Here is a 24,260-nt window from a genome sequence, read left to right as displayed (position 1 = left end):
CGAAATCGCATTCCCCGATGCCGGGCAACCTGTCGATTGTACCGACAGCCGTCCACCCAGCCAAATCAACGGGGCAGACAACCGCTCCCAGCGGGCATACTTCCGACCGGGAGCGATGCTTCTATGAGTATGAACGAATGAAAGCTGAATAGGATACGCGATGCCACGGTTCATCACAGTCGCACGCGCGGCGGACATCCCGGCAGGAACACCGAAGCAGGTGTTTGTCGACGATCAACCGATCGCCGTCTGCAACGTGGGCGGCGAATTCTTCGCCATCAGCGACATCTGCACCCACGACGCCTACTATCTCTCCGGCGGACTGCTGGAGGGGGACGAGATCGAGTGTCCGATGCATCGCGCGGTCTTCAATGTGCGGACCGGCGAGGTCGAAATCCCGCCGGCCGAGAAGCCACTGCGCACGTACTCCTGCCGCGTCATCGACGGTGAGGTGCAGGTCGAGGTTTAGCCGGCCAATTCTTTGGGCGGAACCTCGTCTTTCGCCCTCCGACCGAACCGGCCAAGCCAGACCGGCAGCAAGACACCCATCGCCATCCAGGCAAACGCCTCGATCGTGAGGCTCAGGCGCGTCTCGTCGGGGCCTGGATCACCGTACTTGCCGAGCACAAGCATCGCGACCCACTGAACGACGACAGCGCCGAGCCAGACCAGCCAGACACGACGTGGCTGCAGAAAGTACCCGACCGCGAGCGCCACGATCGGCAGCGGAAGCATCGGCATGGCGGTGGACGCATCCGAGTTCCAGACCACCCAGAAGATCGGCACTGCCAGAGCCAGCAGCGGCAGCCAGTGCTCGCGGGCGGCTGTCTTCATCCATGCTGTGAGATTCATGCTGCCCTCCTCGTCTATTGCGTAACGAGACTACGCCCGTCTGCGTATCAGGCGCATGAAACCCGATCCTCCAGCATCTCAACTTCGTGACATTCGCCGCCGGAAACCCGCCGGCACTGGCGTCAGATGATGGCAAGCCACTCACGGACGACCTCGGCAATGCCGGGGGCGTCAAGGCGGTAGTGGGCGTAGAGGGCGGCCGGCGGGCCGATCACTGCGAACTCGTCGTAGATACCGTGACGCTTGAACGGGATAGCGATGCCCTCCTCAGCCAGTACCTCAGCCACCGCCGAGCCGATACCGCCGGTGATGTTGTGCTCCTCGACGGTGATGATCCGGCCCGTCTCGCGCGCCGCCCGGGCGATCGCATCGCGGTCCAGCGGCCGCACCGTGTGCAGGTCGATCAGCCGGCAGTCGAGTCCTTCGCCGGCCAGCGTCTCGACTGCGGCAACCGCCGCCGCCATCGTCAACCCGTTGGTGATCACGGTCAGGTCGGAACCGTCGCGGTAGGTGATCGCCTTGCCGAAAGCGAAGTCCGGCAGGCCATCGTGATAGACGACCGGCTCGCGGCCGCGGCCCAGCCGGAAGTAGATCGGCCCCGGCCAGTCGAGCGACGCTTCGATGCCGGCCCGGATCGACGGCGCGTCAGCCGGGCAGAAGACGGTCAGATTCGCCATCGTCCTGGTGATCGACAGATCCTCCAGCGCGTGGTGGTTGGTCCCGTAGTAGCCCATCGTGATCCCGGCATGGTGGGCCAGGATGCGCACCGGCAGGTTGTTGTAGGCAAGGTCGGTGCGGATGTGCTCCGCGCAGAGCAGCGCAACGAACGCGGCGAAGGTGCCAACGAACGGCATCTTGCCCGCGGCGGCCATGCCGGCCGCAAGCGAGACCATGTTCTGCTCGGCGATGCCGACATTGACGAAACGCTCCGGCCACTCCTCGGCGAAGTCGCTGAGCCGATTCGAGTATTTCAGGTCGGCGGTCAAACCAACGATCTCAGGGTGCTGGCCCGCCAGACCCGCCAGTACCCGACCGGAGACGGCCTCCGTCGTCTGGCTCGCCGAGGTCGTCAGGCTCCAGGACCGCTTGTCGTGTAGTTCGGTTGGTGGCGCAGCGGTGGGTGGCGTGACGATCGAGACGGGCGCTGTGACACTGGAGCGCTCGGTGGCCGGCTTGGCGCGCGCAATGGTCGAGCGCTCGGCGCGGTGCTCGCGCGCCCACTCGGAGTAACTCCCGTAGGCCGGGGCCGGTTCATCGCCGACCAGCTCAGCCATCGCCCGGTCGTAGTCCTCCCCCAGCAACAGCCCGAGGTGCCACTCGCGCGAGAGATCCATGAACGACAGGCCGTAACCCTTGCGCGTGTGGGCAATGATGCAGAGCGGTCGCGGGTCGGTCCGCTGATCGAGCGCGTCGAACGTGTCGACCAACGCGCCGAGGTCGTGGCCGTCAATCTCCCAGACCTCCCAGTTGAAGGCGCGGAACTTGTCGGCCAGCGGCTCGATCGGCATGACCTCCTCGGTGAAGCCGTCCAGCGACATCTGGTTGCGGTCGACGATGGCGACGAGGTTGGAGAGCTGGAAGTTGCCGGCCGCCATCATCGCCTCGTAGTTCTGGCCCTCGTTCATCTCGCCATCACCCAGCAGGCAGAAGACGCGGTAGTCCAGCCCATCCATCCGGCCGGCCAGCGCCATGCCGGCCGAGACGGAGAGGTTGTGGCCCAGCGAGCCGGACGAGAAGTCCGCGCCGGGGATCAGCTTCATGTCCGGGTGATCGCCGAAAGCGCTGCCGACGCGGGTGTAGGTGTCGAGCAACGACGGCTCGAAGTAGCCGAGATCGGCCAGCAGCGGATATTGCCCGACCGCGACGTGGCCCTTGCCCAGCACGAGGCGGTCGCGATTCTCCCACTGCGGCGCGTCGGGCCGGATGCGGAGCGTGTGGTAATAGAGCGCCGCGAAGATCTCGGCGCAGGAGAAGACGCTGGTATAGTGCCCGCTCTTCGCGATCGCGATCAGCCGCAGCGTCTCGGTCCGCACGAACTTCGCCCGGTCGGCCAGAACGGCGAGAAGTTGCTCGCGATCTGATCTCTCGATCGTCGACTCTGGCATGTCCGCCTCCTCCGCTCTCTCGCTGCGATGCCATGTTCCTTTATTATGATGCTCCGACGGTCGGGACGAACGAAACGAGCGAGGTACACCATGGCAGGCACGCACTCCATCCCCAGCGATATCGACATCCTGATCTGTGGCGGCGGGACGGCTGGGGCGGCGCTGGCCGGGATCATCGCGCGAGACACGGACCTGCAGGTCGTGCTGCTGGAGGCCGGGCCGGACTACGGCCCGCTCGCGGCTGGGCGCTGGCCGGCCGACGCCTTGAACGCCATCGAGATCTGCCGTAGCCACCAGTGGGCCTACTATGGCATGGCTCACCCCTCGCACACCCAGCCAACTGGCTACGACCGGGCGAGGATCATCGGCGGCTGCTCGTCCCACAACGGTTGCGTCGCGCTGTCCGGCGCCCGCGCCGACTACGACGCATGGCCGGGGCTCGGCGCGCCCGGGTGGGACTGGGCGTCGGTGACACCCGCATTCGAGCGCGCGAAGCGGCAGCTCCGCGTCCGCTCCGTCGCCGACAACGAGATCACACCCTGGCAACGGGTCTTTGTCGATGGCTGCATCGCCCACGGCATCCCCTGGACCGACGACCTCGACAATCCAGACGAGAATGTCGGTGTCGGCGCGTCGCCAGTCAATATCGTCGATGGTATGCGCTGGAACACCGCGCTCGCCTACCTCGATCCGGTCCGCGAGCGGCCGAACCTGCGCGTCGTTGGTGACTGCCTCGTCGATCGGGTTGTCATGGAGAACGGCCGCGCCGTCGCGGTCGACGCGCTGATCGACGACACGTCAGTCCGGATCGCGGCCCGGCGGATCGTGCTGTCGGCCGGCGCCTACGGATCTCCGGCCGTCCTGCTGCGATCGGGTATCGGCCCGACCGACGAGCTGGAACGGCTCGGGATCGCGGTAACGCATCCACTCGCGGGGGTTGGGCAAGCGCTCGCCGATCACCCTGCCGTCAATCTGCGGCTGGATCGATCGGATTCGCTGCAGACGCGGATGACGGACGCAAGCTCGCGCGGATGGTTGCCCGACGAACAGACGCTGGTCAAGACGCGCAGCAGCCGCTGCGCCGAGGCGTTCGACCTGCATCTCTACGCCGTCTCGGGTCGGTCGCCGGCGACCGGGATCTGGGACTGCATGGTCTGCGTCGCCTGCGTCGAGCCCTGGTCGCATGGCTCGGTCACGCTCGCCTCGACGAACCCCAAGGACGCGCCGGTCATCGACCATGGATTCCTCTCCGACCCTGACGATCACGATCTCGACGTTCTGGCCGACGGTGTCGAGCTGGCCGCCGGGCTGCTGGCGACCGCGCCATTCAGCGGGAGCTTCGGCCCCTCGCTGGAGACACTCTCTCGCGAGGAGATCGTCGAGTTCGTCCGTGCCGCGGTCGGCATCTACTACCACCCCGCTGGTAGCTGCCGGATGGGCAGCGCCGACGATCCACTCGCCGTCGTCGGGCCAGATGGCCGCGTCCACGGGCTGGATAATCTCTGGGTCTGTGACGCGTCGATCTTCCCACGAGTCATGCGGGCCAACACCAACCTTCCGGCCGCGATGCTGGCCGAGCACCTCGCTTCAACCATCGCCCAATAAGCCTCAACAGACGCGTCCATTGATGTCCAGGGGTGATCGAACCGGCCGGTCAATGACACGGGCCGGCCAGATCACTCCTCGGCGGTTTTTCCGAATTGTCACGGAATCTACACGCCCAGGCCGATCTCTGTTACGACTTTGGCGATACCCGACGACTATGGTTGTCCCATACAGATCGACGGGGACGGACTGGCAAGCACACGATCGAAGCCCCGAGGAACGTTACCAATCGAGACAGACGCACAATCGGTGAGGACAACGGAGTCCCCACCAGGCCTGACTAATGGGAGGTGCAAGGATCGCACGGGGGAAAAGCGGGTTCGGGTGAACCAGACGAAAACAGACGCGAGAACGACGATCATGCGCATCAAGGGGGTACTCAAGTGATGACGCGCCAACGAATGTACATCCTGACAGCCTTTTCGGCTCTACTCTTCCTTTTCCTGAACTGGGCATTCGCAGACGGTATGTTCAGGCTCGGACACCTGTTCTCGATGAAGATCGGGTCGGGTGAGACTGCCACCAACTACTTCACCAACATGACGATCTTCACCTATCTGTTCCTGGCCCTGATCATCGTCGCCGGCGTCGTGCAGGCGCAGCGAATCCCGGAGTCGGGTGTCGACATCGCTCCGGTAACCACGAAGACCGAAGGCCAGACCGAGGATCCGAAGAGTTGGCGGCTGCTGCTCGGCAACGTCTACTTCGCGGTTCTCTGGCTGCCACTACGCTTCTTCATCGGCTACGAGTGGTTGACTGCCGGCGAGCACAAGGTCCGATCGAGCGCCTGGATGGACGGCGGCACTGCGCTGAAGGGCTTCTGGAAGGGCGCGACGGCGATCCCCGAAGGCGCGGTCGCCTCACGAGCCGGCACCTACGACTGGTACCACAACCTCCTGACCTATATGCTGAATAACGAGTGGTACACCTGGTTTGCCAAGCTGATCGCAGTTGGCGAGTTCCTGATCGGGCTCGGACTGATCGTCGGCGCAGTGGTAGGCATCGCCGCCTTCTTCGGCACACTGCTCAACTTCAGCTTCATGATGGCCGGCACAGTCAGCAGCAACCCGGTGATGTTCGGCATCACAGTCTTCCTGGTCCTCGGCTGGAAGGTCGCAGGCTACTTCGGTCTCGACCGCTACCTGCTCCCAACCCTCGGCGCTCCGTGGAAGGCCGGATCGCTCATCCAGGGCGAAGGAGTCACGGGGATGCGCCCGGAGGCCGCCAGAGGCCCGAAGGCGCCCGCATAGCGAATCCTTCACACCCAACCCGCGACGCAGCCCGGTCCGAAAGGATCGGGCTGTTTTTGTGTCTGAGGCCGGCGACGGCTACTCCAGCCACGCCCAGGTGAACGCCTCGGCCAGATCCAGCCCGACCAGAGCGCCCTCTCGGCGGGCGCGCGTCTCCATTCGGCCACGAACACCGCCGACGAACGCCCCGCGTTGGCTTTCGTGAAGCATCAACGCTTCGACCTTCCGCTCGAACGTCGGCGCGATATCGACCCACAGGTTCGGCTCATCACCCCCGACGAGCAGCAACATGTGGACATCGAGCGACGACAGCCCTTCGGCCTGGTGCTCGGGGAAGAAGCTGGCGATACGGCAGGACGGGAACACTGCAGCCAGCGTCGCGAAGCCGACCGCGCGATGGTCCGGATGCTGGCGCAGCATGCGGGTGAGCGGGTCGTGGGTGATAACGAGATCGGCCTGGAGGCGGCGAATCTCGCGGACGATCTTCTCGCGCAGCTCAAGTGTGTCAAACACCTCGCCATCACGCTGACGCAGGAAGACAACCTCCTCGACACCGAGATGTGCCGCCGAGGCGCGCTGCTCTGCTTCGCGCCGCTCGATGAAGTGGCGCGGATCGATCAGCTCCTCCTTCGGCACGCCTTTATCGCCAGAGGTAACGACGAGATAGTGAATACGCGCGCCGGCGTCGACCAGCCGCGCCACCGTCCCGGCAGCCGCTGCGTCGGGATCGTCGGGGTGCGCGCCGACGAATAGCACGCGACGTGCCCCAAGCACACGCTCTAGCGCCTCAGGATCCTGCGTTGGTCGTGGGATTTCGATGGTCACGGACCCCTCCCCAACCCCTCCCCTGCGAAGGGAGGGGCTTTCTCAATCTCAGCGCCGACGCGTTCATCCCTCGTTTCTCCGTCTCCTAGGAAGGGAGGGGCTTTCTCAACCCCGGGAGATGACGCGTTCCTTCCCCGTCTCTCCCTCCCTTCACAGGGGAGGGCGGGGGAGGGGTCACCCCACGCCAGCCCGATAGAACTCCTCGGCCGCTGAGACGCCGTATTTCGAGCCGTTGAGCTGCAGGCCAGAGCGAACGTTCTTTGCGACTTCGTCGAAATGCGCGCCGAGCTGGCTATCGTGGGCGCGCAGCGCCTCGATCTTGACATCGACCGTCTCGGACACGTTGACGAAGTGGTTCGTGTTCGGCGCGCCGACAACCCAGAGCTCCTTGACCCGGTGGGGCAGCAGCCCCTCCTCCAGCAGCTCGGGGAAATCCCAGGCATTACGAGCGGAGGGATAGATCGCGGCGATCACTGCCTGTCCGACAGCAAGGTGATCGGGATGGTGCCGGCCGATGTAGAACGGATCCCAGCGATACTCCGGGCTGGGGCAGACGATGATCGACGGCTTGTGTCGCCGGATGCAGCGCACGATCTCGCGCCGGAGCGCCAGCGTCGGCTCGATCGTGCCGTCGCGCTGGTCGAGGAAATCCACCCCGGCAACGCCAGCGACCCGCGCCGCCTCACGCTGCTCCGCCTTGCGCCGGTCGGAGATCGCCTTGCGCGCCTCGGGGCCAACGTCGGTCGCATTATCATCGCCACCGCCGGATGCGTCGGTCACGATCACATAGCGCACGTCCCAGCCATCGCGCGACCACTTCGCGGCCGTTGCGCCGCAGGAAAACTCGGCGTCGTCCGGATGGGCGACGATCACCAACGCTCGCTTCGGCATCTCTTCTGGCCGAGTCGGCGCAAGCGCCTTCGTGCTGAGATCTATCTCGGACTGCCCGTCAACCCGCTCGGCGTCCTCGGACAGCCCCATCTGTTGCTCTTCGTCGGTCATGTTCAGCTACTACCTCCCCTTCGTGATTTCAAACACTTGATCTTACCCCGCATTCCGGGACATCTCACTATCCCCGTCACACTACGTATTCCGTGCCACAGATCGGGATTGCGTACATCAACGGATGCGTGAGCGCGGTGGCCAGAGCATGCTGTGAATGTCACCACCGCGTGATCGCGAGGATGACGGGAAACGAGTGAGGCATGGCGTTGCAGGCGACAAGGAGTAAGACGATGGCAACCACAATCACGGTCGCCGACCTGATCGTGCAGGGCTTCACGCCAGAGCAGATCGGGCGACTGATCAGGCTGCGCGAGCGGTATGCATCTGTTGAACACATCTGCAGCGTTCAGGAATGCCGCTATCTGGAGTTCGTCAGGTGGTGCTACGCCCGCGATGGCGCGCCTGCCTGACCGCTACTGGGCGACCATCGGCGCGCCGGGGAAGGCCAACGCCTGCCGCTTCGCTGGAAGCCCGACGAGGTCGAGCAACTGCATGACGAGGCTGCCTACGGCAGCGCCGCCAGCAGACGCGCGTAGAAGCGCAGGTTATGGAGAGTCGCCAGCCGCTCGCCGGCCGCGTCGCCGATCTTGAACAGGTGGTGAAGGTAGGCGCGCGAGTATGTCCGGCAGAGCGGGCAATCGCAGCCCGGGTCGACCGGCTCGCGGTCGGCGCGATAGTCGGCGTCGAGGATGTAGAGCGTGCGGTAGAAGCGCTCGCCTGGTCGCGGGGCGCGCTCGGGAAAGTCGGGCTGGAAGACGTAGAGCCGGTTATGTCGCGCATCGCGGGTCGGGAAGCTGGAGTCGAACGTCGTGTAGCCGAGCGCGCGGGCGGTGACGACGTGCGCCGGGCTGCCGATGCCGAGCGCGTGCTTGGGCGCATCCGGCGGCAGCGCATCGGCCACCCAGCCGAGCACGTCGGTCAGGAGCGCGCCGTCGGCGTCCAGCGGCCAGCCGCCGAACCCGAAGCCATCGAACCCGATCTCGACCAGGGCTTGGGCGCAGGCTCGACGCAATGCTTCGCTACCGCCGCCCTGAACGACGGCGAAGATCAGCGGCGGCTGCTCGCGCTTCATCTGGCCGGCCAGCCGGTCGTACTCCTCGCGACAGCGCCGCGCCCAGCGGATGGTCCGCTCGACTGCGCGCTCCTGCTCGTCCAGCCCGGCGCCGACGTCAGTGCAGTCGTCGAGGCAGACGACGATGTCCGAGCCAAGCTGAAACTGGATCTGGATCACCCGCTCGGGGGTCAGCGTCCACTTCTCGCCGGTATCGGGCTCGCGGAAGATCACCTCGTTGGCGCGGATGACGCCATAGTCAGGGTTCTGTCGGATCAGCGAGTAGACCTGGAAGCCACCGGAATCGCTCAGCACCGGCCGATCCCAACCCATGAAGGCATGGATGCCGCCGTGCGCCTGGACCACCCGCACGCCGGGACGGCGCAGCAGGTGGAAGGCGTTGACGACGAGCGCCGGAGTGCCGACCTCGACAAGGTCAGACGACGTAACACCACGCACGACGGCGCGAGTCGCGTCCGGCAGGAAGGCTGGCATGGCGATCTCGCCCCGCCGGGTCGTCAGCGTCGCGCGCGCCTCGGCCATCAGCGTTCCCCCTCGATCACAATGACCAGCTCGCCCGATATTGACAGCTCCTGAACCCGCCGCTCCTGCCAGCCCAGCTCATCGATCAGCGTCGCGAAGCGCGCCCGGTAGGTGCGCTCCATGCCTTTCTCCCGCCCGCCGATCGACTGGACGGGGAAGGATACGACGATGTGTCGCGCCCGCAGCCCGGCCAGCGCGCGCGCTGCCACGCCAGCACCCTGCTGGTCGAGGCAGGGCACGGATTTCAGCAGCAGCGCAATATCCGCGTCGCAGGCTGGTGGCAACGTCACGACATCCCGCAGCTCAACCTGCGCGTCAATGCCGAACAGATCGAGCGCCGCCGCGACGAAGCCGACGAGCTGGCTGTCGATGTCGCAGGCTACGTAGCGCGCGCCGGCTGGCAATCCCATCCACGGCACAGCGAGCGGATTCAGGCCGCAGGCGATATCGCACACGACCGACGGAACACCGGTGACCGCGAGCAGCTCCGCGTAGAAGCGATCGAGGATCGGCAGCCGTTCACGCGTCGAGACGTGACCGGCCATTGCCAGACGGCAGACCTCGCGGACGGACTCCGCGTCGCCGCCATCGATCGCGCGGGCCAGGGCCAGCAGGCGCTGCGGATAGTCCGGCTGGCCGGTATATGCGCCGAATATCTGGTGCAGGCGACGTTTCGTCCGCTTCTCGGCATCGGCCAGGTTGTGCGACTTGACGATCTCTTCCGTCGCCAGCCGCCGGACAACCTCATCGGAGACGTGCCGGTAGCGTCGGGAGACTGCGACCCGCGCCAGGACATCATCCAGCCGGATCTCACTCACCGGACACTCCCTCGCTCCGGGTGCGCAGGATGAGGTCGTAGGCTGCTCGGCGCTTCAGCCCGTGCTCGCGGATCAACCGGTCGAGGATTGTCTTCGAGTCGAGCCCCTGCGCCAGCATCGCGGCGGCCGCATCGGCAGCGCCTTCGGCCTGCTCGTCCTCCCCAGCGCCGGGTTCCCCGCCGCCGACGACGACCGTCGTCTCGCCGCGAACGTCCCCTTCTGCGCGCAGATCGGCCAGCAGACTGGCCAGTGTCCCCCGTTGGTAGCGCTCGTGAGGCTTCGTCAGGTTGCGAGCCAGGCAGGCAGGCCGATCGCCACCAGCAACGAGCAGATCCTCCAGCGTATCGATCAACCGGTGCGGCGCCTCGAAGAAGACGATCGTCGCGGGGGTTCGCAGCCAGGGGGAGAAGAACGTTCGGCGCTTGCCACTGGTGCGCGGTGGGAAGCCGAGGAAGACGAACGGCGCGACCGGCAGGCCGGCCGCCGCCAGCGCCGTCGTTACCGCGCTCGGGCCGGGGATACTGGTCACCGGCACGCCAGCCTCAATCGCCGCGCCAACGATCCGGAAGCCAGGGTCGTTCACCAGCGGCGTGCCAGCGTCAGACACGAGCGCGATGTTCTCGCCGGCCAGCAGCCGACCGGCCAGCTCCGGAGCGCGCGCCTGCTCGTTGAAGTCGTGGTAGGAGACAACACGCGTGGCGATATCGTGCGCTCGCGCGATCGCGCGGAAGTCGCGGGTGTCCTCGGCGGCAATCAGGTCGACCGCGCGGAGGACATCGACAGCCCGCATGGTGATGTCCTGCAGATTACCGATCGGCAGCGCGACGAGGTAGAGCGTCCCTGTCCCCGATTCTTCGTGTCTCACACTGCCTCGTCTCGTTCGTTCATCTCAGTCAGTAGTATTGTTGCCCACGAAACGGCGGAGAGGACGGAACAGTGGACGACCAAGACGAACGTAACCTGGCCGGCACGGTCACATGTCCAAACTGCGGAACGTCGAACACCGCACAGGATGTCCATTGTCGCTCTTGCGGAGCATGGCTCGGCGGGCCGGGGCAGGTCATCGATGTGACGAGCGGTGAGCCAGAGCCGGTTGAGGAGTCGCAGGCGGCGCACGCCGGCTGGCAGGGCCACGCGCAGACGACGACATTCAGCAGTGGGCGGGTGAAGGTCGTCCGTGGAGGAAACCGGACCTGCCTGATAATCGCCGCAATCGTTCTGCTGGTTGGTTGCTGTCTCTGCTGGCTGCTCTGGGCCGGCGTCGGCTCGATCCTCTAGCCTGCTAGCGGCGCTTGCGAAGCGCAACTCTGTCCATCGCCAATAGCAATACACCGAACGTGGCTACGCCTGTCCACAACAACCCGGCCCAGGGAAACGCATCGCCCTCGCCACCGAGCACCAGCAACGCGCCGCCCATCAGCAACAGCCAGCCGGATGCCGCCGTCCACCTTCCACGCCGGCCATAGAGCCAGACGACCAATGGCACGTACACCACCAGGAACAACACACCGATAATCAGCTGTCCACTCACGCGCCACTCCGCTCTCCGCTTGCCTCGTCGATGCTATCGCATCGACGATCGTTAGCGCTGGTAGTGCGCGCCCACCAGTGCCGCGCCGAACGCGCCGGGGAAGGCGCCAGTGTCGTAGCCAATCAGCTCGCGCTTGGCGACGATCTCACCGAGGTGGAACACATGATGAATTGCGCACTGGACGATCGCGATGCGGAGGTTGATGCCAGTCTCGCGGAACGGCTTATAGCTGCCATCGTACTGCAGCGTCAGATCGAGGCCCGCCTCGTCGAGGGACAGCAAGTACGGCCGCAGGCGATCGCGCACGCTGGAGATGGCATCGCGGATCGCTGGCCAGTCGTCGGCCCCGCCGTCACCGCCAATACCGAAGCGCGGACTACTCAGCAGCGGATCCAGCGGCAGGTGCTGGAAGCGACGATTGATCCACGAATCGACCTGAAAGGTGACGTGCGCGAGCGTCCAGGCAAAGCAGCTGGTTCCGTCGATCTGCCGCAGCATATCGTCGGCGGACACGTCGGCGATAGCCCAGTCCAGGTCGTCCCAGGCGGTAACGAGCAAGATGGCCGGCATCGTCAGGCTCGGCATCGTCAGCCGACGATCGCCAGGAACAAGCCCATCGGGCCGCGGTAGACCTCCCGCACTGCCAGGATCGCCTCGCGGTCGATCGGGCCGTAGACGTGCGGGTAGCGGCGGTCGGGGTCGTCGTAGCGCACCTCGGACGTGACCCGGTCGAGGTCGATAGTCAGCAGGAGGTACGGACGGGAATCGCCGGTGTAGTACCGGTTGCCGACCTCGACCACCTCGTGCTCGCCGTGGGTCAGGTGGACGAAGCCGTCGAGCGGGTATGCCTGTGGGAGGTAGGGCTTGTCAGCCGGCTGCCGCTTGTACCAATTCTCGGCAACAAGGTGGTAGGCCAGGTTGGTCATCGGCTGCTCCCGACAGAACGGCAGGCAAAAGGAAAGGCCCCGACGAGCCTCTGGTTTCGACGCTATCCCGGCCTTTGATCTCTCTCCGCTCGACCAGTCTCCCGGCCATGCTTCGATCTGATCTGAGCCTGCACCCGGGCCGAAGCCTCCGGTGCTGCCCGTCCCCGCCGCCTCGTCTTCGCTATCGAGACACAGCCGAAGCTGATATGTCATCAATGCGACTCGGTTTGCCGTGGTTCTGAGCGATACTTCAACAACCGACGAATCGATCGTCTCCGCTGCGTCGATTCCGACGTAACTCATCGGGACCGTACACCTACTCTATCGGGTCTGTGACCAGTTGTCAATACCCTTTTCCCAAATTGCCTTATCAGGCGTTCGGCCGGCAGGCGCGGGTTCCATCAGCGCCGTCGCAGCATGCTAGAATGAGCGGCACAATGGGTGGGGGTTCACTCCCCCGGCTCTTCGCGTATGCGTTTGCGGGCGTATCGACCAGGGGGTGCACAGGATGCTGATCGAGATGCGGGATCGTCTCAAGGCTCGGGTGGGGATCTATGGCACCGGCTGGAATCCTGAGTCGGTCGTCGGGCTGCTGCTACCATTTCTGATCGTCATCATGATCGCCGTCTTCGGCTGGATGCTCATCCACGTTCTCCACAGCATCTAGCCCGCGCGAAGCCTTTCAATCGACATCTTCTCATCGACGAACCGCCTCCCTGACGGGGAGGCGGTTCGTCGTCGCGCGCCCAACGCTGATACCATCGTGCCGGTGAGTCAATGCGCTGGAGGACGAGCATGAACGATCAGATCGGCCAGAGGATTGCGGGACGCGCTCGGGAGCTGCTCGGTGTGAGCGAGATGTCCGGGCCGGCCGGCGCGATCGACCTGACCGTTGCTGGCCCCGATGGCCCGGCAGAGCACGTCCAATCCGCTGCCATCGCGGCGCTCGAGCGTGGAGAGACACACTACACCGATCGCCAGGGCATCCTGCCACTCCGCGAGAAGATCGCAGAGCAGTCGACCATCGAGGGGTATCCGGCCCAGCCCGACGCGGTTGTCGTCACCAACGGCGGCTCGGAGGCGCTCTACATCCTGCTTCAGTCAGTCGTTACACCCGGGACCGGCGTGCTGGTGGCCGGCGCCATCGCGCCGAACGTCGCTCGGATGCTCGTGTTTATGGGTGGGCGGGTCGAGTGGATCCCCGCTGGGGGCGAGATCCCGGCCGGAACGATGGCGAGCGTGCTGCTGGCCGGCAATCCGTCGCCGGCCAGCGGAATCACACTGCCGCATGGGACAATCGAACGTCTCGCCGCTGCTGCGCTGGATCGCGAGATGGCGGTTATCATCGATCGCTCGCTGGCGTGGAGCGCATTCGATCCGGCCGGGATGCCATTCGCCGATGCGGAAATCGGCGCGCGTGTGATGACGGCAGGTTCGTTCTCGCACGCCTGGGGGATGGCCGGCTGGCGGGCTGGCTACTTCACCACCCCGCTCGACCAGCGCGCCCGAATGCAGGAGCTCAAGCAGGCGATGTCGATCTGCACCAGCACCGCGTCACAGTTCGCCGCGCTCGCCGCGCTGGAGGGGCCGAACGACTGGCTGGCCAGTCGCCGCGCCCATTTCCTGGCCATCCGCGACGAGGCGACCACCGCGCTCGACGCGGCCGGCATCCCGGCAATCCCGCCAGATGCCTGGCCGCCGCTGCTGCTCGACACCCGGCTGATCCACCCCGACGACCGGCAGGCCGCGGCGATGATCCGGCAATCCGCCGGGGTAATTGTCGGGCCAGGGTCGGCATGGGGGCCGACCGCGCGCGGCTACACGCGCATCCGGCTGGACGCTGACGTCGATGCGCTGCGCGAGGGAATCGCGCGGCTGGCCGCGTTCCACAACACCTGCGGCTGAGGGAGGAGACTGGGTGTCGGTCAATATCTTCGACCTGTTCGAGCTGGCGGGGCAGAAGCCGAACGCGATCTCGCTCGGCCTCGGCGACCCCGACCTGCCAACCCCGCCGCACATCGTCGCCGCCGCGGCCGAGGCGATCCGCGCCGGTCGGACCGGTCCCACCGCCACGACCGGCCTGCCGGAGCTACGGGCGGCGATCGCCCGCAAGCTGGCTCGCGATAACGGCATTGTGGCCGACCCCGACACCGAGGTGCTGGTGACGACCGGCGGGCAGGAGGCGCTCTTCCTGCTCATCCAGGCGCTGATCGAGCCGGGCGACGAGATCATCGTCCCCGACCCACGCTACACGTCCTACGACGAGGCGATCGCGCTGGCCGGCGGTCGGATGATCCTCGTCCCGACGCGCGTCGAGGACGACTTTGCGCTCGATCCGGACGAGGTCGCGAGACGAATCACCCCGCGGACGAAGGTGCTGTTGCTGATCTCGCCGAATAACCCGACCGCCGGAGTCACCCCGCCGGAGTGGGTTCGCGGACTGGCCGCGCTCGCTGTCGAGCGAGACCTGATCGTCATCGCCGACGAGATCTACGAGAAGTTCATCTACGATGATGCCCTCCACGTCAGCGTCGCCTCGCTGCCCGGCATGGCCGAGCGGACGATCACCCTCAACGGCGTCTCGAAGACGTACGCGATGACCGGCTGGCGGATCGGCTATCTCGCCGCGCCGGCCAGCTTCATCCGCGCCGCGACGGCGCTAAAGGAGATGGTCAACGTCCAGGCGCCGACCGTCTCCCAGTGGGCCGCAGCCGCCGCGCTCGACGGCCCGCAGGAGTGCGTCGAGGAGATGCGCCGGATCTACGACGCCCGGCGCAGGATGATGATGGCCGAGCTGGACCGGATGGGGATCGGCTATGGCCGGCCACGCGGCGGGCTCTACATCTGGGCCAACGTCACCAGCACCGGCCTGACCGCGACCCAGCTCTCCTATCACCTGCTCGACGAGGAGGACGTCCTCGTCCTGCCCGGCGCAGGCTTCGGCACTGGCTGGGACGACTGGATCCGCCTCACCATCCTCCAGCCCGAGTCCGCTCTACGCGAAGTCGCCACGCGGATGGCCAAGGTTATTGAGCGGCATCGGCGCGCGGGTTGATCGGCAAACATCCCCTGCCTGGGTAACCGGGAGTCTACCTATCGCCCCGCCAGCGCAGGGTCGGATAGCTCGGCCTCGGTGAAGCCGCGGGCGCGCAGCAGGCAGGCGTCGCACTGGCCGCAGGGGGCGCCGTCGGGGGTCGGGTCGTAGCAGGAGACGGTCAGGCCATAGTCGACGCCCAGCTCGACGCCGCGCAGGATGATGCCGGCCTTCGTGAGGTCCATCAGCGGCGTATGGATCGTCAGGCGCTGCTCTCCCTCGACACCGGCCTTCGTCGCCAGGTTGGCCATCTCCTCGTAGGCACGGATGTATTCCGGCCGGCAGTCGGGGTAGCCCGAGTAGTCCAGCGCGTTGACGCCGATATAGATGTCGGACGAGCCCAGCACCTCGGCCCAGGCCAGCGCGAAGGAGAGGAAGATGGTGTTGCGGGCCGGGACGTAGGTGATCGGGATATCATGGCCCACTTCGCCGATGTCACGACCCTTCGGCACGTCGATGTCGGCTGTGAGGGCCGAGCCGCCGAAGGTGCGCAGGTCGATATCGACGACGACATGCCCGGCCGCGCCCAGCGACTCGGCCACGCGCCGCGCCGCCTCCAGCTCCGCCTCATGACGCTGACCGTAGCGGAAGGAAAGCGCGTAGGGGGTGAATCCCTCCACCTTCGCGATTGCCAGGCAGGTAGCCGAATCCAGCCCGCCCGAAAGCAGGACAATCGCGCGCCGTTCATCCATCATGCATCCTCCCAGGTTCCCTGCCGGCCGTAGAGCACAGTCAGATTGCGGAGCTGGACAGCGAGATCCGGGTCGAGCGCGTCGGGCGCCATCTGCCAGCCCCAGTTTCCCTCGGCCCGCCCCGGCACGTTCATCCGCGCTTCGCTGCCGAGCGACAACACGTCCTGTAGCGGGACGATGGCTGTCTCCGCGACCGAGCGCCATGCTGCGCGGATGAGGTCCCAGGCGATTTCGTCGCCGCTGACCCCGAGGTAGCGCCGGACGTGGTCGCGCGCCCGCTCATCCGCCGTAAGGTACCAGCCGATGGTCGTGTCGTTGTCGTGGGTGCCGCTATAGACGACCGTGTCGCGCGGGAGGTTGTGCGGGAGGTAGAGGTTGTCCGCGCCGGAGCCGAAGGCGAACTGGAGGACGCTCATGCCGGGAAAGCCGGCAGCATGCCGCAAGGCGTCCACGTCCGGCGTGATCAGCCCGAGGTCTTCGGCGACGATCGGCAGCGCGTCGTCCGGGGCGAGGGCCTGCCGGACAGCGTCGAACAGGGCGATCCCCGGGCCCGGTCGCCAGGCGCCCTCGATCGCTGTTGGGGCGGTGGCAGGGATCGACCAGTAGGCGGCGAAGCCACGGAAGTGGTCGATCCGGGCAATGTCGACCAGCCGGTAGACGGCGCGAAACCGCTCAATCCACCAGCGGAAGCCGTTCTCGCGCATCCGCTCCCAGTCGTAGAGCGGGTTGCCCCAGAGTTGCCCGGTCGCGCTGAAGTAATCCGGCGGCACTCCGGCAACCTGTGTGCGCCGCCCCCCGGAGTCGAGCTGGAACTGCGCGCGATTGGCCCAGACGTCGGCGCTATCGTAGGCGACGAAGATCGGGATATCGCCGAAGATCAGCACGCCTCGCTGGTTGGCGTAGCGTCGCAGCGCGGCCCACTGCCGGTCGAACGCGAACTGAGCGAAGGCGACGGCGTCGATCTCGGCGGCCAGCCGCTCCCGGGCCGCGGCAAGCGCAGCCGGCTCGCGCAGCCGGAGCGGCGCGGGCCAATCGATCCAGCCCGTCTGCCCCTGCTCCACACGGATCGCCATAAACAGGCAGAAATCGTCCAGCCAGCCGGCCTGCTCGCGACGAAACGCGTCGAAGGCGGGACGCAGCTGCTGCCCCTGGCCGGCGAAGAAGCGCTCGGCAGCCAGCCGCAGCGCGGAATCCCGTAGCTTCCGGGTGGCGTCTGCGTCGCGAGATTCGGCGGCCGCGCGCCGGTCGCCGGGCGAGAGCAGCCCATCGGAGACGAGCCGGTCGAGGGAGACGAGGTCGGGGTTGCCGGCGAAGGCGGAGAACGCCGAGTATGGCGAGTTGCCCATCCCGGTCGGACCCAGCGGCAGGATCTGCCAGCGTGTCTGGCCGGCAGCGGCCAGCCAGTCGACGAAGCTCTCCGCGGCATCGCCGAGATCGCCGACCCCACCGGGGCCGGGCAGGCTGGTCGGGTGCAGCAGGATGCCAGCATGCCGCAGGGGCGGCCTCCGCGCGGCGCCATCGCTTCCATAGTCGCCCAGTGTCACCGTCGCATCCCTTCATCGACCGGGCCAGTCCGTCGCAGGTATTGTGCCGATTTCGGGCCACGACAGGTAGAGGGAATCAAAGACTCATACATCCATCCCGGCGAAAGCGAGCTCGATCAGGTCTGACCGCATATCTCGATCACTCGCGTGGTGTATCGTCTCGAGGCGATTGGCTCGTGGAAGGGGCGTGGCGTGGCAAGGGATGAACTCGAGGCGCGAGTGCGGCAGGTCGAGCAGCGGCTGGTGGTCCGCGGCGGGACGCCGGCCATCCCCGACCGTGAGTCGACCCTTGCCGATCGGATGGCGCGGCTCGACACGCCGGGTGCGTCGGTCGCAGTGGTCGAGAGCGGAGAGCTTGCCTGGGCAAAGGGATACGGCGTCCGCCAGGCCGGCGAACCCGACCCGGTGACCAGCGAGACGCGCTTCCTGGCCGGCTCGATCAGCAAGCCGGTCGCGGCGCTCGGCGTCCTGCGGCTCGTCGAGCAAGGCGTCCTCGCGCTCAACACCGACATCAACAGCTACCTGCGCTCGTGGAAGATGCCGCCGATCGGCGACTGGCAGCCGGAGCTGACCCTGCGCCAGCTGCTCAGCCACTCAGCCGGGCTGACGGTCCACGGCTTCCCCGGCTATCCGGCCGGCCGCGGGCTGCCAACGACGGCACAGATCCTCGACGGCGAGCTGCCAGCCAATACCGATCCGGTCCGCGTCACGATCGTCCCCGGCACGCAGTTCCGCTACTCGGGAGGCGGCACGACGATCGTCCAGCAGGTGCTGGAGGATGTCACCGGCACGCCGTTTGCCGCGCTGATGCGCGAGCTGGTGCTCGACCCACTCGGCATGCACGACAGCACCTACGAGCAGCCTCTGTCGGAGCGACTCCACTCGCAGGCCGCGACGGGCCACCGCTCCGGGGGCGCGCCGATTCCCGGCGGCTGGCACACCTACCCGGAGATGGCGGCCGCCGGGCTCTGGTCGACCGCATCCGACCTGGCACGCTTCGCGCTGGGGATCATCCGCGCCTGGCAGGGGGAGGCGGGAGCGATCATCTCGCAGGAGATGGCGCGGCAGATGCTGACGCCGATCCTGCCGACGTTTGCGCCGGCCGGGGATCTCGACACGTTCGTCGCGCTCGGCCTGTTCGTCAACGACGACACCGACGCGCCGCGCTTCGGCCACAGCGGCTCGGACGCGGGATTCACGGCCCAGCTCTACGGCTGGCCAGCGGCCGGCCGCGCCGTCGCGGTCATGGTCAATACCGACTCACACAGCGGCGCGGACCGGCTGATCGACGAGGTCATCGATGCGGTCCAGACCGCGCACGGATGGCAGACCGCCGCGCCGGAACATCCGCCCGTCGAGGTCGTCGACCCGCCACGCCGCGATCTGGACGGCACATGGGTGCTGCCGTCCGGATTCAAGCTGATCGCGCTGGTGCGCTACGGCGACCTCTACCTCGCCCCGCAGGGCCAGCCTCCTATGCGCCTCATCCGCCAGGATGCCCGCGCATGGGCTTCCGAGGTCCTCGCCACCCGCGTCGAACAGGTCATCGAGGACGGCCGCGCCGTCGCCCTCCTGCTCCACCAGGACGGTCGAACGTTACGGGCGGTACGTAGGGACGGGGGGTTAGGGATGAGGGGATAAGAGGCGGGGTCACTCGTTATCCGGCGCACGCCGGGCGGGCGCTCTCCGCCTGTTCCACGCGAACCGATCGTTTCGCGCCCGTCCCCCGTCCCCCGTCCCCCGTCCCTTACCCCGCGATCTCCCGGAGACGGGGCAGGACATCCTCGGCATACTGGCGCATGAAGCGCTCCTGGTCGGGGCCGGGGGCGTGGAAGACGAGGTGCGTGAAGCCCAGGTCGAGGTAGGGCTTGATCTGCTCGATCTGCGCCTCGGGGTTGTCGGAGACGATCCAGCGCGAGGCGGTGCGCTCGATCGGCAGCGCGTCGGCCAGGCGCTCCATCTCGATCGGGTCCTCGACGCCCGTCTTCTCATCCGACGACAGCGCCAGCGCGGCCCAGTGATGGGTGTCCTGGCGGGCGCGTTCGAGATCGTGGTCGTAGGAGACCTTCATCTCGATCATCATGTCGACGCTGCCCGGCGCTTTGCCGGCCTTCTCCTCGCCCTCCCGGACGGCCGGGACCAGCTTGTCGCGGTAGAGTGACTCCCCCTTGCCGCTGGTGCAGATGAACCCATCGGCAGCCCGGCCGGCATAGCGGGCGACCAGTGGGCCGCCGGCCGCGACATAGAGCGGCGCCGGCTGGTCCGGCTTGTCGTAGATCGTCGCCTTCTCAGTCTGGTAGTACTCCCCCTCAAACGTCACCCGATCCTCGGTCCACAGCCGCTTCATCAGCTCGACTGCCTCGCGCAAGCGGGCGAAGCGCTCCTTGAACTCGGGCCAGTCAGCGCCGATCGCCGGGATCTCGTTCAGCGACTCGCCGGTGCCGACGCCAAGGAAAACGCGGCCAGGCGCGAGGCAGCCGAGCGTGCCCATCGCCTGCGCGACGATCGACGGATGGTAGCGGAAGGTCGGCGTCACCACGCTGGTGCCGAGCTGGACAGTGCTGGTGCGCTCGGCGACTGCCGCCAGCCAGGCGAACGAGAACGGCGAATGGCCGTGGGTGTGCCGCCACGGCTGGAAATGATCGCTGACGATGACTGAGTCGAACCCGACCTCCTCGGCGATCACGGCAAAGTCGAGGAGCTCGCGCGGGCCGAATTGCTCGGCCGAGGCCTTCCATCCAAGCTTGAGCATCGTGTCTTCACTCTCCCATCTTCCGCAGCGAGCAGCGTGTGCCGTCCGACAGGGTACGACGAATCGCCCGCGCTGCACATGCCAACCGGCACGACGGGCTGCAGATTCCCGCTGGACACCTACGCTGACTGTGCTATCGTGCCGCCGCGTATGGATTGGACCACAGGGAGGAACACAATGGCAGCAAAACGTGAGCTCGGCGACTGGATCGACGAGCGGCAGGAGCAGTTCACCGACGTCTCCGACCAGATCTGGGAGCGACCCGAGGTCGCGATGGCCGAGTCGTTCGCCTGCGATCTACAGGCGCAGACGATGGAGGCCGATGGCTTCCGCATCACCCGCAATGTCGGCGACCAGCCGACGGCGTTCAGCGCCGAGTGCGGGCGAAGGGTCGCCGATCATCGGCTTCCTGGGCGAATACGACGCCCTGCCGGGGCTCTCGCAGAAGTCGCAGGCGACCAAGGACCCGGTCGTCGCTGAGGCCCCCGGCCACGGCTGCGGCCACAACCTGCTCGGCACCGCGGCGATGGCCTCGGCGATGGCGATCAAGGCGTGGCTGAAGGAGACCGGCCAGTCCGGCACGGTGCGCTACTACGGCTGCCCGGCCGAGGAGACGATCACCGGCAAGGTCTACATGGCCCGCTCGGGCGCGTACGACGACCTCGACGCCGCGATCACCTGGCACCCATGGGGCACGACGACCGTCTCGCTCGGCAGCTCGCTGGCGGTTGACAACCTGCGCTTCCGCTTCCACGGCAAGACGGCGCACGCCGCCGCCCAGCCGGAGCAGGGCCGTTCGGCGCTGGACGCGGTCGAGCTGATGAACAACGGCGTCAACTACCTGCGCGAGCACGTCATCGAGAAGGCGCGCATCCACTACGTCATCACCAACGGCGGCGGCGCGCCGAACGTCGTGCCGGATGAGGCTGAGGTCTGGTACTTCGTCCGCGCACCAGAGCGCGACCAGGTCGAGGAGATCACCGCGCGGGTGCGCAAGATCGCCGAGGGCGCGACGCTGATGACCGAGACGAGCTACGAGGAAGACTTCCAGGCCGGCGCATACAACGTGCTGCCGAACCGGGCGCTGGCCGAGCTGGCGCTGGGCCTGATGCGCGAGCTGGGGCCGCTGGAGTTCACCGAGGAAGAGCAGCAGTTCGCTCAGACGATCATCGATGGCTTCCCGGCCGGCACACGCGAGGCATCTATGCGGTCGATGGAGCAGCCACTGAGCATGCTGGCCAAGCCGCTCCACACCGAGATCGTCAGCCCGCTCGACGAGGGCAAGGTCGGCGCTGGCTCGACCGACGTCGGCGACGTCAGCTGGATCACGCCGACGGTGCAGGTCCACTCCACCTGCTGGCCGATCGGGATCCCCGGCCACAGCTGGGGTATCACCGCGACCGGCGCGATGTCGATCGGCCACAAGGGGATGATCCACGCCGCCAAGGCGATGGCGATCACCGCCGCCGAGCTCTACACCAACCCGGACGAGCTGGCGAAGGCGCAGGCCGAATTCAAGGAGCGCACGACCGACCGGCCCTACAAGACCCCGATCCCCGCGGGCGTCATGCCCCCCGCCCCGCAGAAGCCACGAGCGTAACCAACCTCCAGGCAGTCGCCCGCCCCCCTCTCTCAGTATTGGGAGAGGGGGGCGGGAACTCTCTGGGCAGCGGTCAGCGCCGTCTATCTGCCCGGGTCGATCGCCACCTCGCGTCCGGGGCTAGCCCGCAACCGGATGCTCCGGGCGCTCATCATCAGACAGAGCATGGCGACCGGTAGCAAGAACGCCAGGCTCCGATAGACAGCGACGTAGTTGTCGTTGCTGGCAACCAGCACCGCGCCACCCCAGGCCGCGCCGAGCGCCAGGCCGACCTCGCTCCCGGCCGACTGCAACGCCATCACTGCGCCGCGCGCCTCGGGCAGCGAGTCGAGCAGCAGGATGCCAGTGGTCAGGTAGAGGCTGACGCCGAGCAGCGCGGTGACGCCCACGAAGACCGCCACCATCGGGATGCTTGTGTAGACAACGCCCGCCCCGAGCAGATTGATACCCAACAGCGTCGCGAACGTCACGTTAGCCCGTCGCTTCGGGACGCGCTCGATGACGCGCGGGACGATGAGGCTGCCGGCGGCGAAACAGACACCGCTGACCAGGAAAATGAGACTGGTCGCATTGGCGTTCGCCCGCAGCTCCGTCTCCAGGTACGCGCCGAGATAGACCGAGAAGGCCGACCAGACCGACAGCATCACGATGAAGACGGCGAGCAGCCAGACGGTCTCGCGGCTGGCCAGCACCTGCCGGTAGCGGTCGCGGTAGGAATCCCACAGCCGGCCCTCGGCGGCTTGTAGCGCCTCGCTGGGCAGCCAGCGGGTGCCGAGCAGGACGACCAGCGGCGGGACCAGCGTGGCGGCGACCGCCCAGCGCCAGCCGGCGTGGGCAGAGACCTGGGTCAGCAACGGCTGGCCGGCGATGATCGCGATGCTGCCGGCGCTGGCGATGATCCCGATCCGGCGGTTGCGCTCGACCGGGTCGGCGAACAGGTCGCCGGCCGCGGCCAGGCAGACACCGAAGATGAACGCCCCGCCGATCCCATCCAGACCGCGGCCGACGGTCAGCCAGGCGTAGCTCGGCGCCAGGGCGGAGAGCAGCGTCGCAATGATGAGGACGCTGCACTCGAAACGCAGCATCGCGCGGCGCGAGTAGCGGTCCATCAGCGGCGCGATGGCGAAAGCGATCACGGCGGCGAGACCGGCGTAGAGCGTCGCCAGCTGGCCCACGCTGGCGACGCTGACGTCGAAGTCAGTAGAAATACCCTTGAGCAGAGGACTCAGCATCGAGCCGTGCAACATTGTGGTGAATGCGCCAGTCGCCAGGACAAACGTCAGTGCACCGTCGCGCTTCATCAGTGGCTCCTGCCCGCATTGCCGGCCAGCACGTCGTCGATACCAGCCGCGAGGAATCGGAGTTTGCCAATAAGGACAGCGTCGACGGCCACTGGCCTGACTACCTCGGGGTCGTCCGGATGTGGGATGCGCCAGAGCGCGAGGCGTAACATGCGCTGTCGCTCGGCGAGAAGCGCGTAGAGCGCAGGGCACGATGTCCTGAATTGTTCGGCCTGGTCGGCCAGGAGTCGGAGCTGGTCAAGCTGCATGTTGGACATTGAGATGCTCCATCCTCACGTGTGTCGTTCAGCAGGTCAGTCGTTGGAGCTCCCGTTCACCGGGGCACGCCAGGTCGCAGATGCCGGGCGGGACGTTGAGCAGGTGCGGGCGGATGAGCTGGCGTGTAACGAAGAGGAGCCAGCCCTCGGCGTCATCGCGTTCGGGGATAGCGGCCAGGGCGCAGTCGAGGCAGCGCTCGCGCACGTCACGCGCCTGCTCAACGATGTCACTGAGGGCGGCCGGGATGGATGACGTCATGGGTGGCTCCTCGCGCACGGCGCCGACACCGATCAGGCGGCGATGCCGCCACCCTTCGGCTGGCTGACCTGTGCCAGTCCGAACCAGCCAGCTAGACGGCGGAGCTGCAGCACGAAGCTGCCCGGGCCGTCCTGCTTGCGGCGCTTTGGCGAGATCAGGGCGCCGTACCGATTGGCGGCATCGACGCAAGCGACATGGTTCATGAGGCGGGTGTCGAGCTCGGTTGGGTTGATCATCGCAAAGGCTCCTC

Annotated in this window: 28 protein-coding genes; 11 read left to right on the top strand and 17 right to left on the bottom strand. The window is 66.8% G+C overall.

The features are described 5' to 3' along the window. Positions 1-160 precede the first annotated feature (160 nt). Positions 161-469, top strand: coding sequence for a non-heme iron oxygenase ferredoxin subunit (locus V9F06_02145; protein MEI2616426.1), 309 nt, complete (start codon positions 161-163; stop codon positions 467-469). Here V9F06_02145 and V9F06_02140 read toward each other — a convergent pair. Continuing rightward, positions 466-852 (bottom strand): hypothetical protein, encoded by a 387-nt coding sequence (locus V9F06_02140; GenBank protein MEI2616425.1) that lies wholly within the window; start codon positions 850-852, stop codon positions 466-468. The two genes, V9F06_02145 and V9F06_02140, sit on opposite strands and share 4 nt — an antisense overlap. A gap of 122 nt (positions 853-974) precedes the next feature. Next, the gene (locus V9F06_02135; GenBank protein ID MEI2616424.1) at positions 975-2,957 is read right to left on the bottom strand and encodes a transketolase C-terminal domain-containing protein; all 1,983 of its coding nucleotides are present in this window, start codon (positions 2,955-2,957) and stop codon (positions 975-977) included. A 90-nt stretch (positions 2,958-3,047) separates the two neighbouring features. Between V9F06_02135 and V9F06_02130 the strand changes: the two genes are divergently transcribed. Together V9F06_02130 and V9F06_02125 are read left to right on the top strand one after the other, a co-directional pair. Next, positions 3,048-4,562, top strand: coding sequence for a GMC family oxidoreductase (locus V9F06_02130; protein MEI2616423.1), 1,515 nt, complete (start codon positions 3,048-3,050; stop codon positions 4,560-4,562). A 386-nt stretch (positions 4,563-4,948) separates the two neighbouring features. Next, entirely contained in the window at positions 4,949-5,812 is an 864-nt protein-coding gene (locus V9F06_02125; GenBank protein ID MEI2616422.1) for a hypothetical protein, read from the top strand. Positions 5,813-5,890: 78 nt separating this feature from the next. Here the strand turns inward: V9F06_02125 and V9F06_02120 are convergent, their stop codons facing one another. Both V9F06_02120 and V9F06_02115 read right to left on the bottom strand, forming a co-directional pair. Beyond that, positions 5,891-6,637, bottom strand: a complete 747-nt coding sequence (locus tag V9F06_02120; protein MEI2616421.1) for a PIG-L family deacetylase — start codon at positions 6,635-6,637, stop codon at positions 5,891-5,893. Between the two features lie 174 nt (positions 6,638-6,811). Further along, complete coding sequence (locus V9F06_02115) at positions 6,812-7,639, bottom strand: PIG-L deacetylase family protein (protein MEI2616420.1); 828 nt, start codon at positions 7,637-7,639, stop codon at positions 6,812-6,814. 233 nt (positions 7,640-7,872) lie between these two features. On the opposite strand from V9F06_02115, the gene V9F06_02110 reads away from it, so the two are divergent. Further along, on the top strand, positions 7,873-8,052 hold the full coding sequence (locus tag V9F06_02110; protein ID MEI2616419.1) for a hypothetical protein: 180 nt from the start codon (positions 7,873-7,875) through the stop codon (positions 8,050-8,052). A 95-nt stretch (positions 8,053-8,147) separates the two neighbouring features. Here V9F06_02110 and tgt read toward each other — a convergent pair whose 3' ends face one another. From tgt to rsmI, 3 genes are read right to left on the bottom strand one after another with little or no spacing between them, the layout of a single operon-like run. Then, on the bottom strand, positions 8,148-9,236 hold the full coding sequence (gene tgt, locus V9F06_02105; GenBank protein ID MEI2616418.1) for a tRNA guanosine(34) transglycosylase Tgt: 1,089 nt from the start codon (positions 9,234-9,236) through the stop codon (positions 8,148-8,150). Further along, on the bottom strand, positions 9,236-10,054 hold the full coding sequence (locus V9F06_02100) for a hypothetical protein (protein MEI2616417.1): 819 nt from the start codon (positions 10,052-10,054) through the stop codon (positions 9,236-9,238). Before V9F06_02100 ends, tgt begins: the two co-directional genes overlap by 1 nt. Further along, the gene (gene rsmI, locus V9F06_02095) at positions 10,047-10,919 is read right to left on the bottom strand and encodes a 16S rRNA (cytidine(1402)-2'-O)-methyltransferase (protein MEI2616416.1); all 873 of its coding nucleotides are present in this window, start codon (positions 10,917-10,919) and stop codon (positions 10,047-10,049) included. The genes V9F06_02100 and rsmI overlap by 8 nt, the downstream gene beginning before the upstream one ends. Before the next feature lie 71 nt (positions 10,920-10,990). Here rsmI and V9F06_02090 point away from each other — a divergent pair, with 71 nt between their 5' ends. Then, a complete protein-coding gene (locus V9F06_02090; protein MEI2616415.1) occupies positions 10,991-11,332 on the top strand; it encodes a zinc ribbon domain-containing protein in 342 nt (113 codons plus the stop codon). A gap of 4 nt (positions 11,333-11,336) precedes the next feature. Here V9F06_02090 and V9F06_02085 read toward each other — a convergent pair whose 3' ends face one another. The 3 genes from V9F06_02085 to V9F06_02075 are packed head-to-tail and all read right to left on the bottom strand — an operon-like array spanning position 11,337 to position 12,814. Continuing rightward, positions 11,337-11,585, bottom strand: a complete 249-nt coding sequence (locus V9F06_02085; protein ID MEI2616414.1) for a hypothetical protein — start codon at positions 11,583-11,585, stop codon at positions 11,337-11,339. 51 nt (positions 11,586-11,636) lie between these two features. Further along, on the bottom strand, positions 11,637-12,170 hold the full coding sequence (locus V9F06_02080; GenBank protein ID MEI2616413.1) for a DinB family protein: 534 nt from the start codon (positions 12,168-12,170) through the stop codon (positions 11,637-11,639). Positions 12,171-12,172: 2 nt separating this feature from the next. Continuing rightward, entirely contained in the window at positions 12,173-12,814 is a 642-nt protein-coding gene (locus tag V9F06_02075) for a DUF952 domain-containing protein (GenBank protein MEI2616412.1), read from the bottom strand. A gap of 205 nt (positions 12,815-13,019) precedes the next feature. Between V9F06_02075 and V9F06_02070 the strand changes: the two genes are divergently transcribed. The 3 genes from V9F06_02070 (at position 13,020) to V9F06_02060 (ending at position 15,566) form a co-directional block, all read left to right on the top strand. Next, a complete protein-coding gene (locus tag V9F06_02070; GenBank protein ID MEI2616411.1) occupies positions 13,020-13,178 on the top strand; it encodes a hypothetical protein in 159 nt (52 codons plus the stop codon). A 128-nt stretch (positions 13,179-13,306) separates the two neighbouring features. Then, complete coding sequence (locus V9F06_02065; protein MEI2616410.1) at positions 13,307-14,416, top strand: pyridoxal phosphate-dependent aminotransferase; 1,110 nt, start codon at positions 13,307-13,309, stop codon at positions 14,414-14,416. A gap of 13 nt (positions 14,417-14,429) precedes the next feature. Further along, entirely contained in the window at positions 14,430-15,566 is a 1,137-nt protein-coding gene (locus V9F06_02060; protein MEI2616409.1) for a pyridoxal phosphate-dependent aminotransferase, read from the top strand. A 38-nt stretch (positions 15,567-15,604) separates the two neighbouring features. On the opposite strand, the gene queC is transcribed toward V9F06_02060, so the two are convergent. Together queC and malQ are read right to left on the bottom strand one after the other, a co-directional pair. Continuing rightward, entirely contained in the window at positions 15,605-16,297 is a 693-nt protein-coding gene (gene queC / locus V9F06_02055) for a 7-cyano-7-deazaguanine synthase QueC (GenBank protein ID MEI2616408.1), read from the bottom strand. Next, positions 16,297-17,841 carry a 4-alpha-glucanotransferase gene (malQ, locus tag V9F06_02050; GenBank protein MEI2616407.1) on the bottom strand — a complete coding sequence of 515 codons (1,545 nt, stop codon included), beginning with the start codon at positions 17,839-17,841 and terminating at the stop codon, positions 16,297-16,299. Before malQ ends, queC begins: the two co-directional genes overlap by 1 nt. Positions 17,842-18,033: 192 nt before the next feature. On the opposite strand from malQ, the gene V9F06_02045 reads away from it, so the two are divergent. Then, positions 18,034-19,482: a serine hydrolase domain-containing protein gene (locus tag V9F06_02045; protein ID MEI2616406.1), complete on the top strand. Its 1,449-nt coding sequence runs from the start codon at positions 18,034-18,036 to the stop codon at positions 19,480-19,482. A 106-nt stretch (positions 19,483-19,588) separates the two neighbouring features. Here the strand turns inward: V9F06_02045 and fgd are convergent, their stop codons facing one another. Beyond that, positions 19,589-20,593, bottom strand: a complete 1,005-nt coding sequence (gene fgd, locus V9F06_02040) for a glucose-6-phosphate dehydrogenase (coenzyme-F420) (GenBank protein MEI2616405.1) — start codon at positions 20,591-20,593, stop codon at positions 19,589-19,591. A gap of 177 nt (positions 20,594-20,770) precedes the next feature. On the opposite strand from fgd, the gene V9F06_02035 reads away from it, so the two are divergent. Further along, complete coding sequence (locus V9F06_02035) at positions 20,771-21,073, top strand: hypothetical protein (protein ID MEI2616404.1); 303 nt, start codon at positions 20,771-20,773, stop codon at positions 21,071-21,073. Next, complete coding sequence (locus V9F06_02030; protein MEI2616403.1) at positions 20,991-22,193, top strand: amidohydrolase; 1,203 nt, start codon at positions 20,991-20,993, stop codon at positions 22,191-22,193. Before V9F06_02035 ends, V9F06_02030 begins: the two co-directional genes overlap by 83 nt. Positions 22,194-22,276: 83 nt before the next feature. Here V9F06_02030 and V9F06_02025 read toward each other — a convergent pair whose 3' ends face one another. From V9F06_02025 to V9F06_02010, 4 genes are read right to left on the bottom strand one after another with little or no spacing between them, the layout of a single operon-like run. Next, positions 22,277-23,494 (bottom strand): MFS transporter, encoded by a 1,218-nt coding sequence (locus tag V9F06_02025; protein ID MEI2616402.1) that lies wholly within the window; start codon positions 23,492-23,494, stop codon positions 22,277-22,279. Next, on the bottom strand, positions 23,494-23,751 hold the full coding sequence (locus tag V9F06_02020; protein MEI2616401.1) for a hypothetical protein: 258 nt from the start codon (positions 23,749-23,751) through the stop codon (positions 23,494-23,496). Before V9F06_02020 ends, V9F06_02025 begins: the two co-directional genes overlap by 1 nt. A gap of 28 nt (positions 23,752-23,779) precedes the next feature. Further along, positions 23,780-24,010, bottom strand: coding sequence for a hypothetical protein (locus V9F06_02015; protein MEI2616400.1), 231 nt, complete (start codon positions 24,008-24,010; stop codon positions 23,780-23,782). Between the two features lie 32 nt (positions 24,011-24,042). Beyond that, entirely contained in the window at positions 24,043-24,246 is a 204-nt protein-coding gene (locus V9F06_02010) for a hypothetical protein (protein ID MEI2616399.1), read from the bottom strand. Between the last annotated feature and the right edge of the window lie 14 nt (positions 24,247-24,260).

This window comes from Thermomicrobiales bacterium, from assembly GCA_037045155.1.
Classification (GTDB): domain Bacteria; phylum Chloroflexota; class Chloroflexia; order Thermomicrobiales; family CFX8; genus JAMLIA01.
This window is presented reverse-complemented; position numbering and strand designations above follow the sequence as displayed.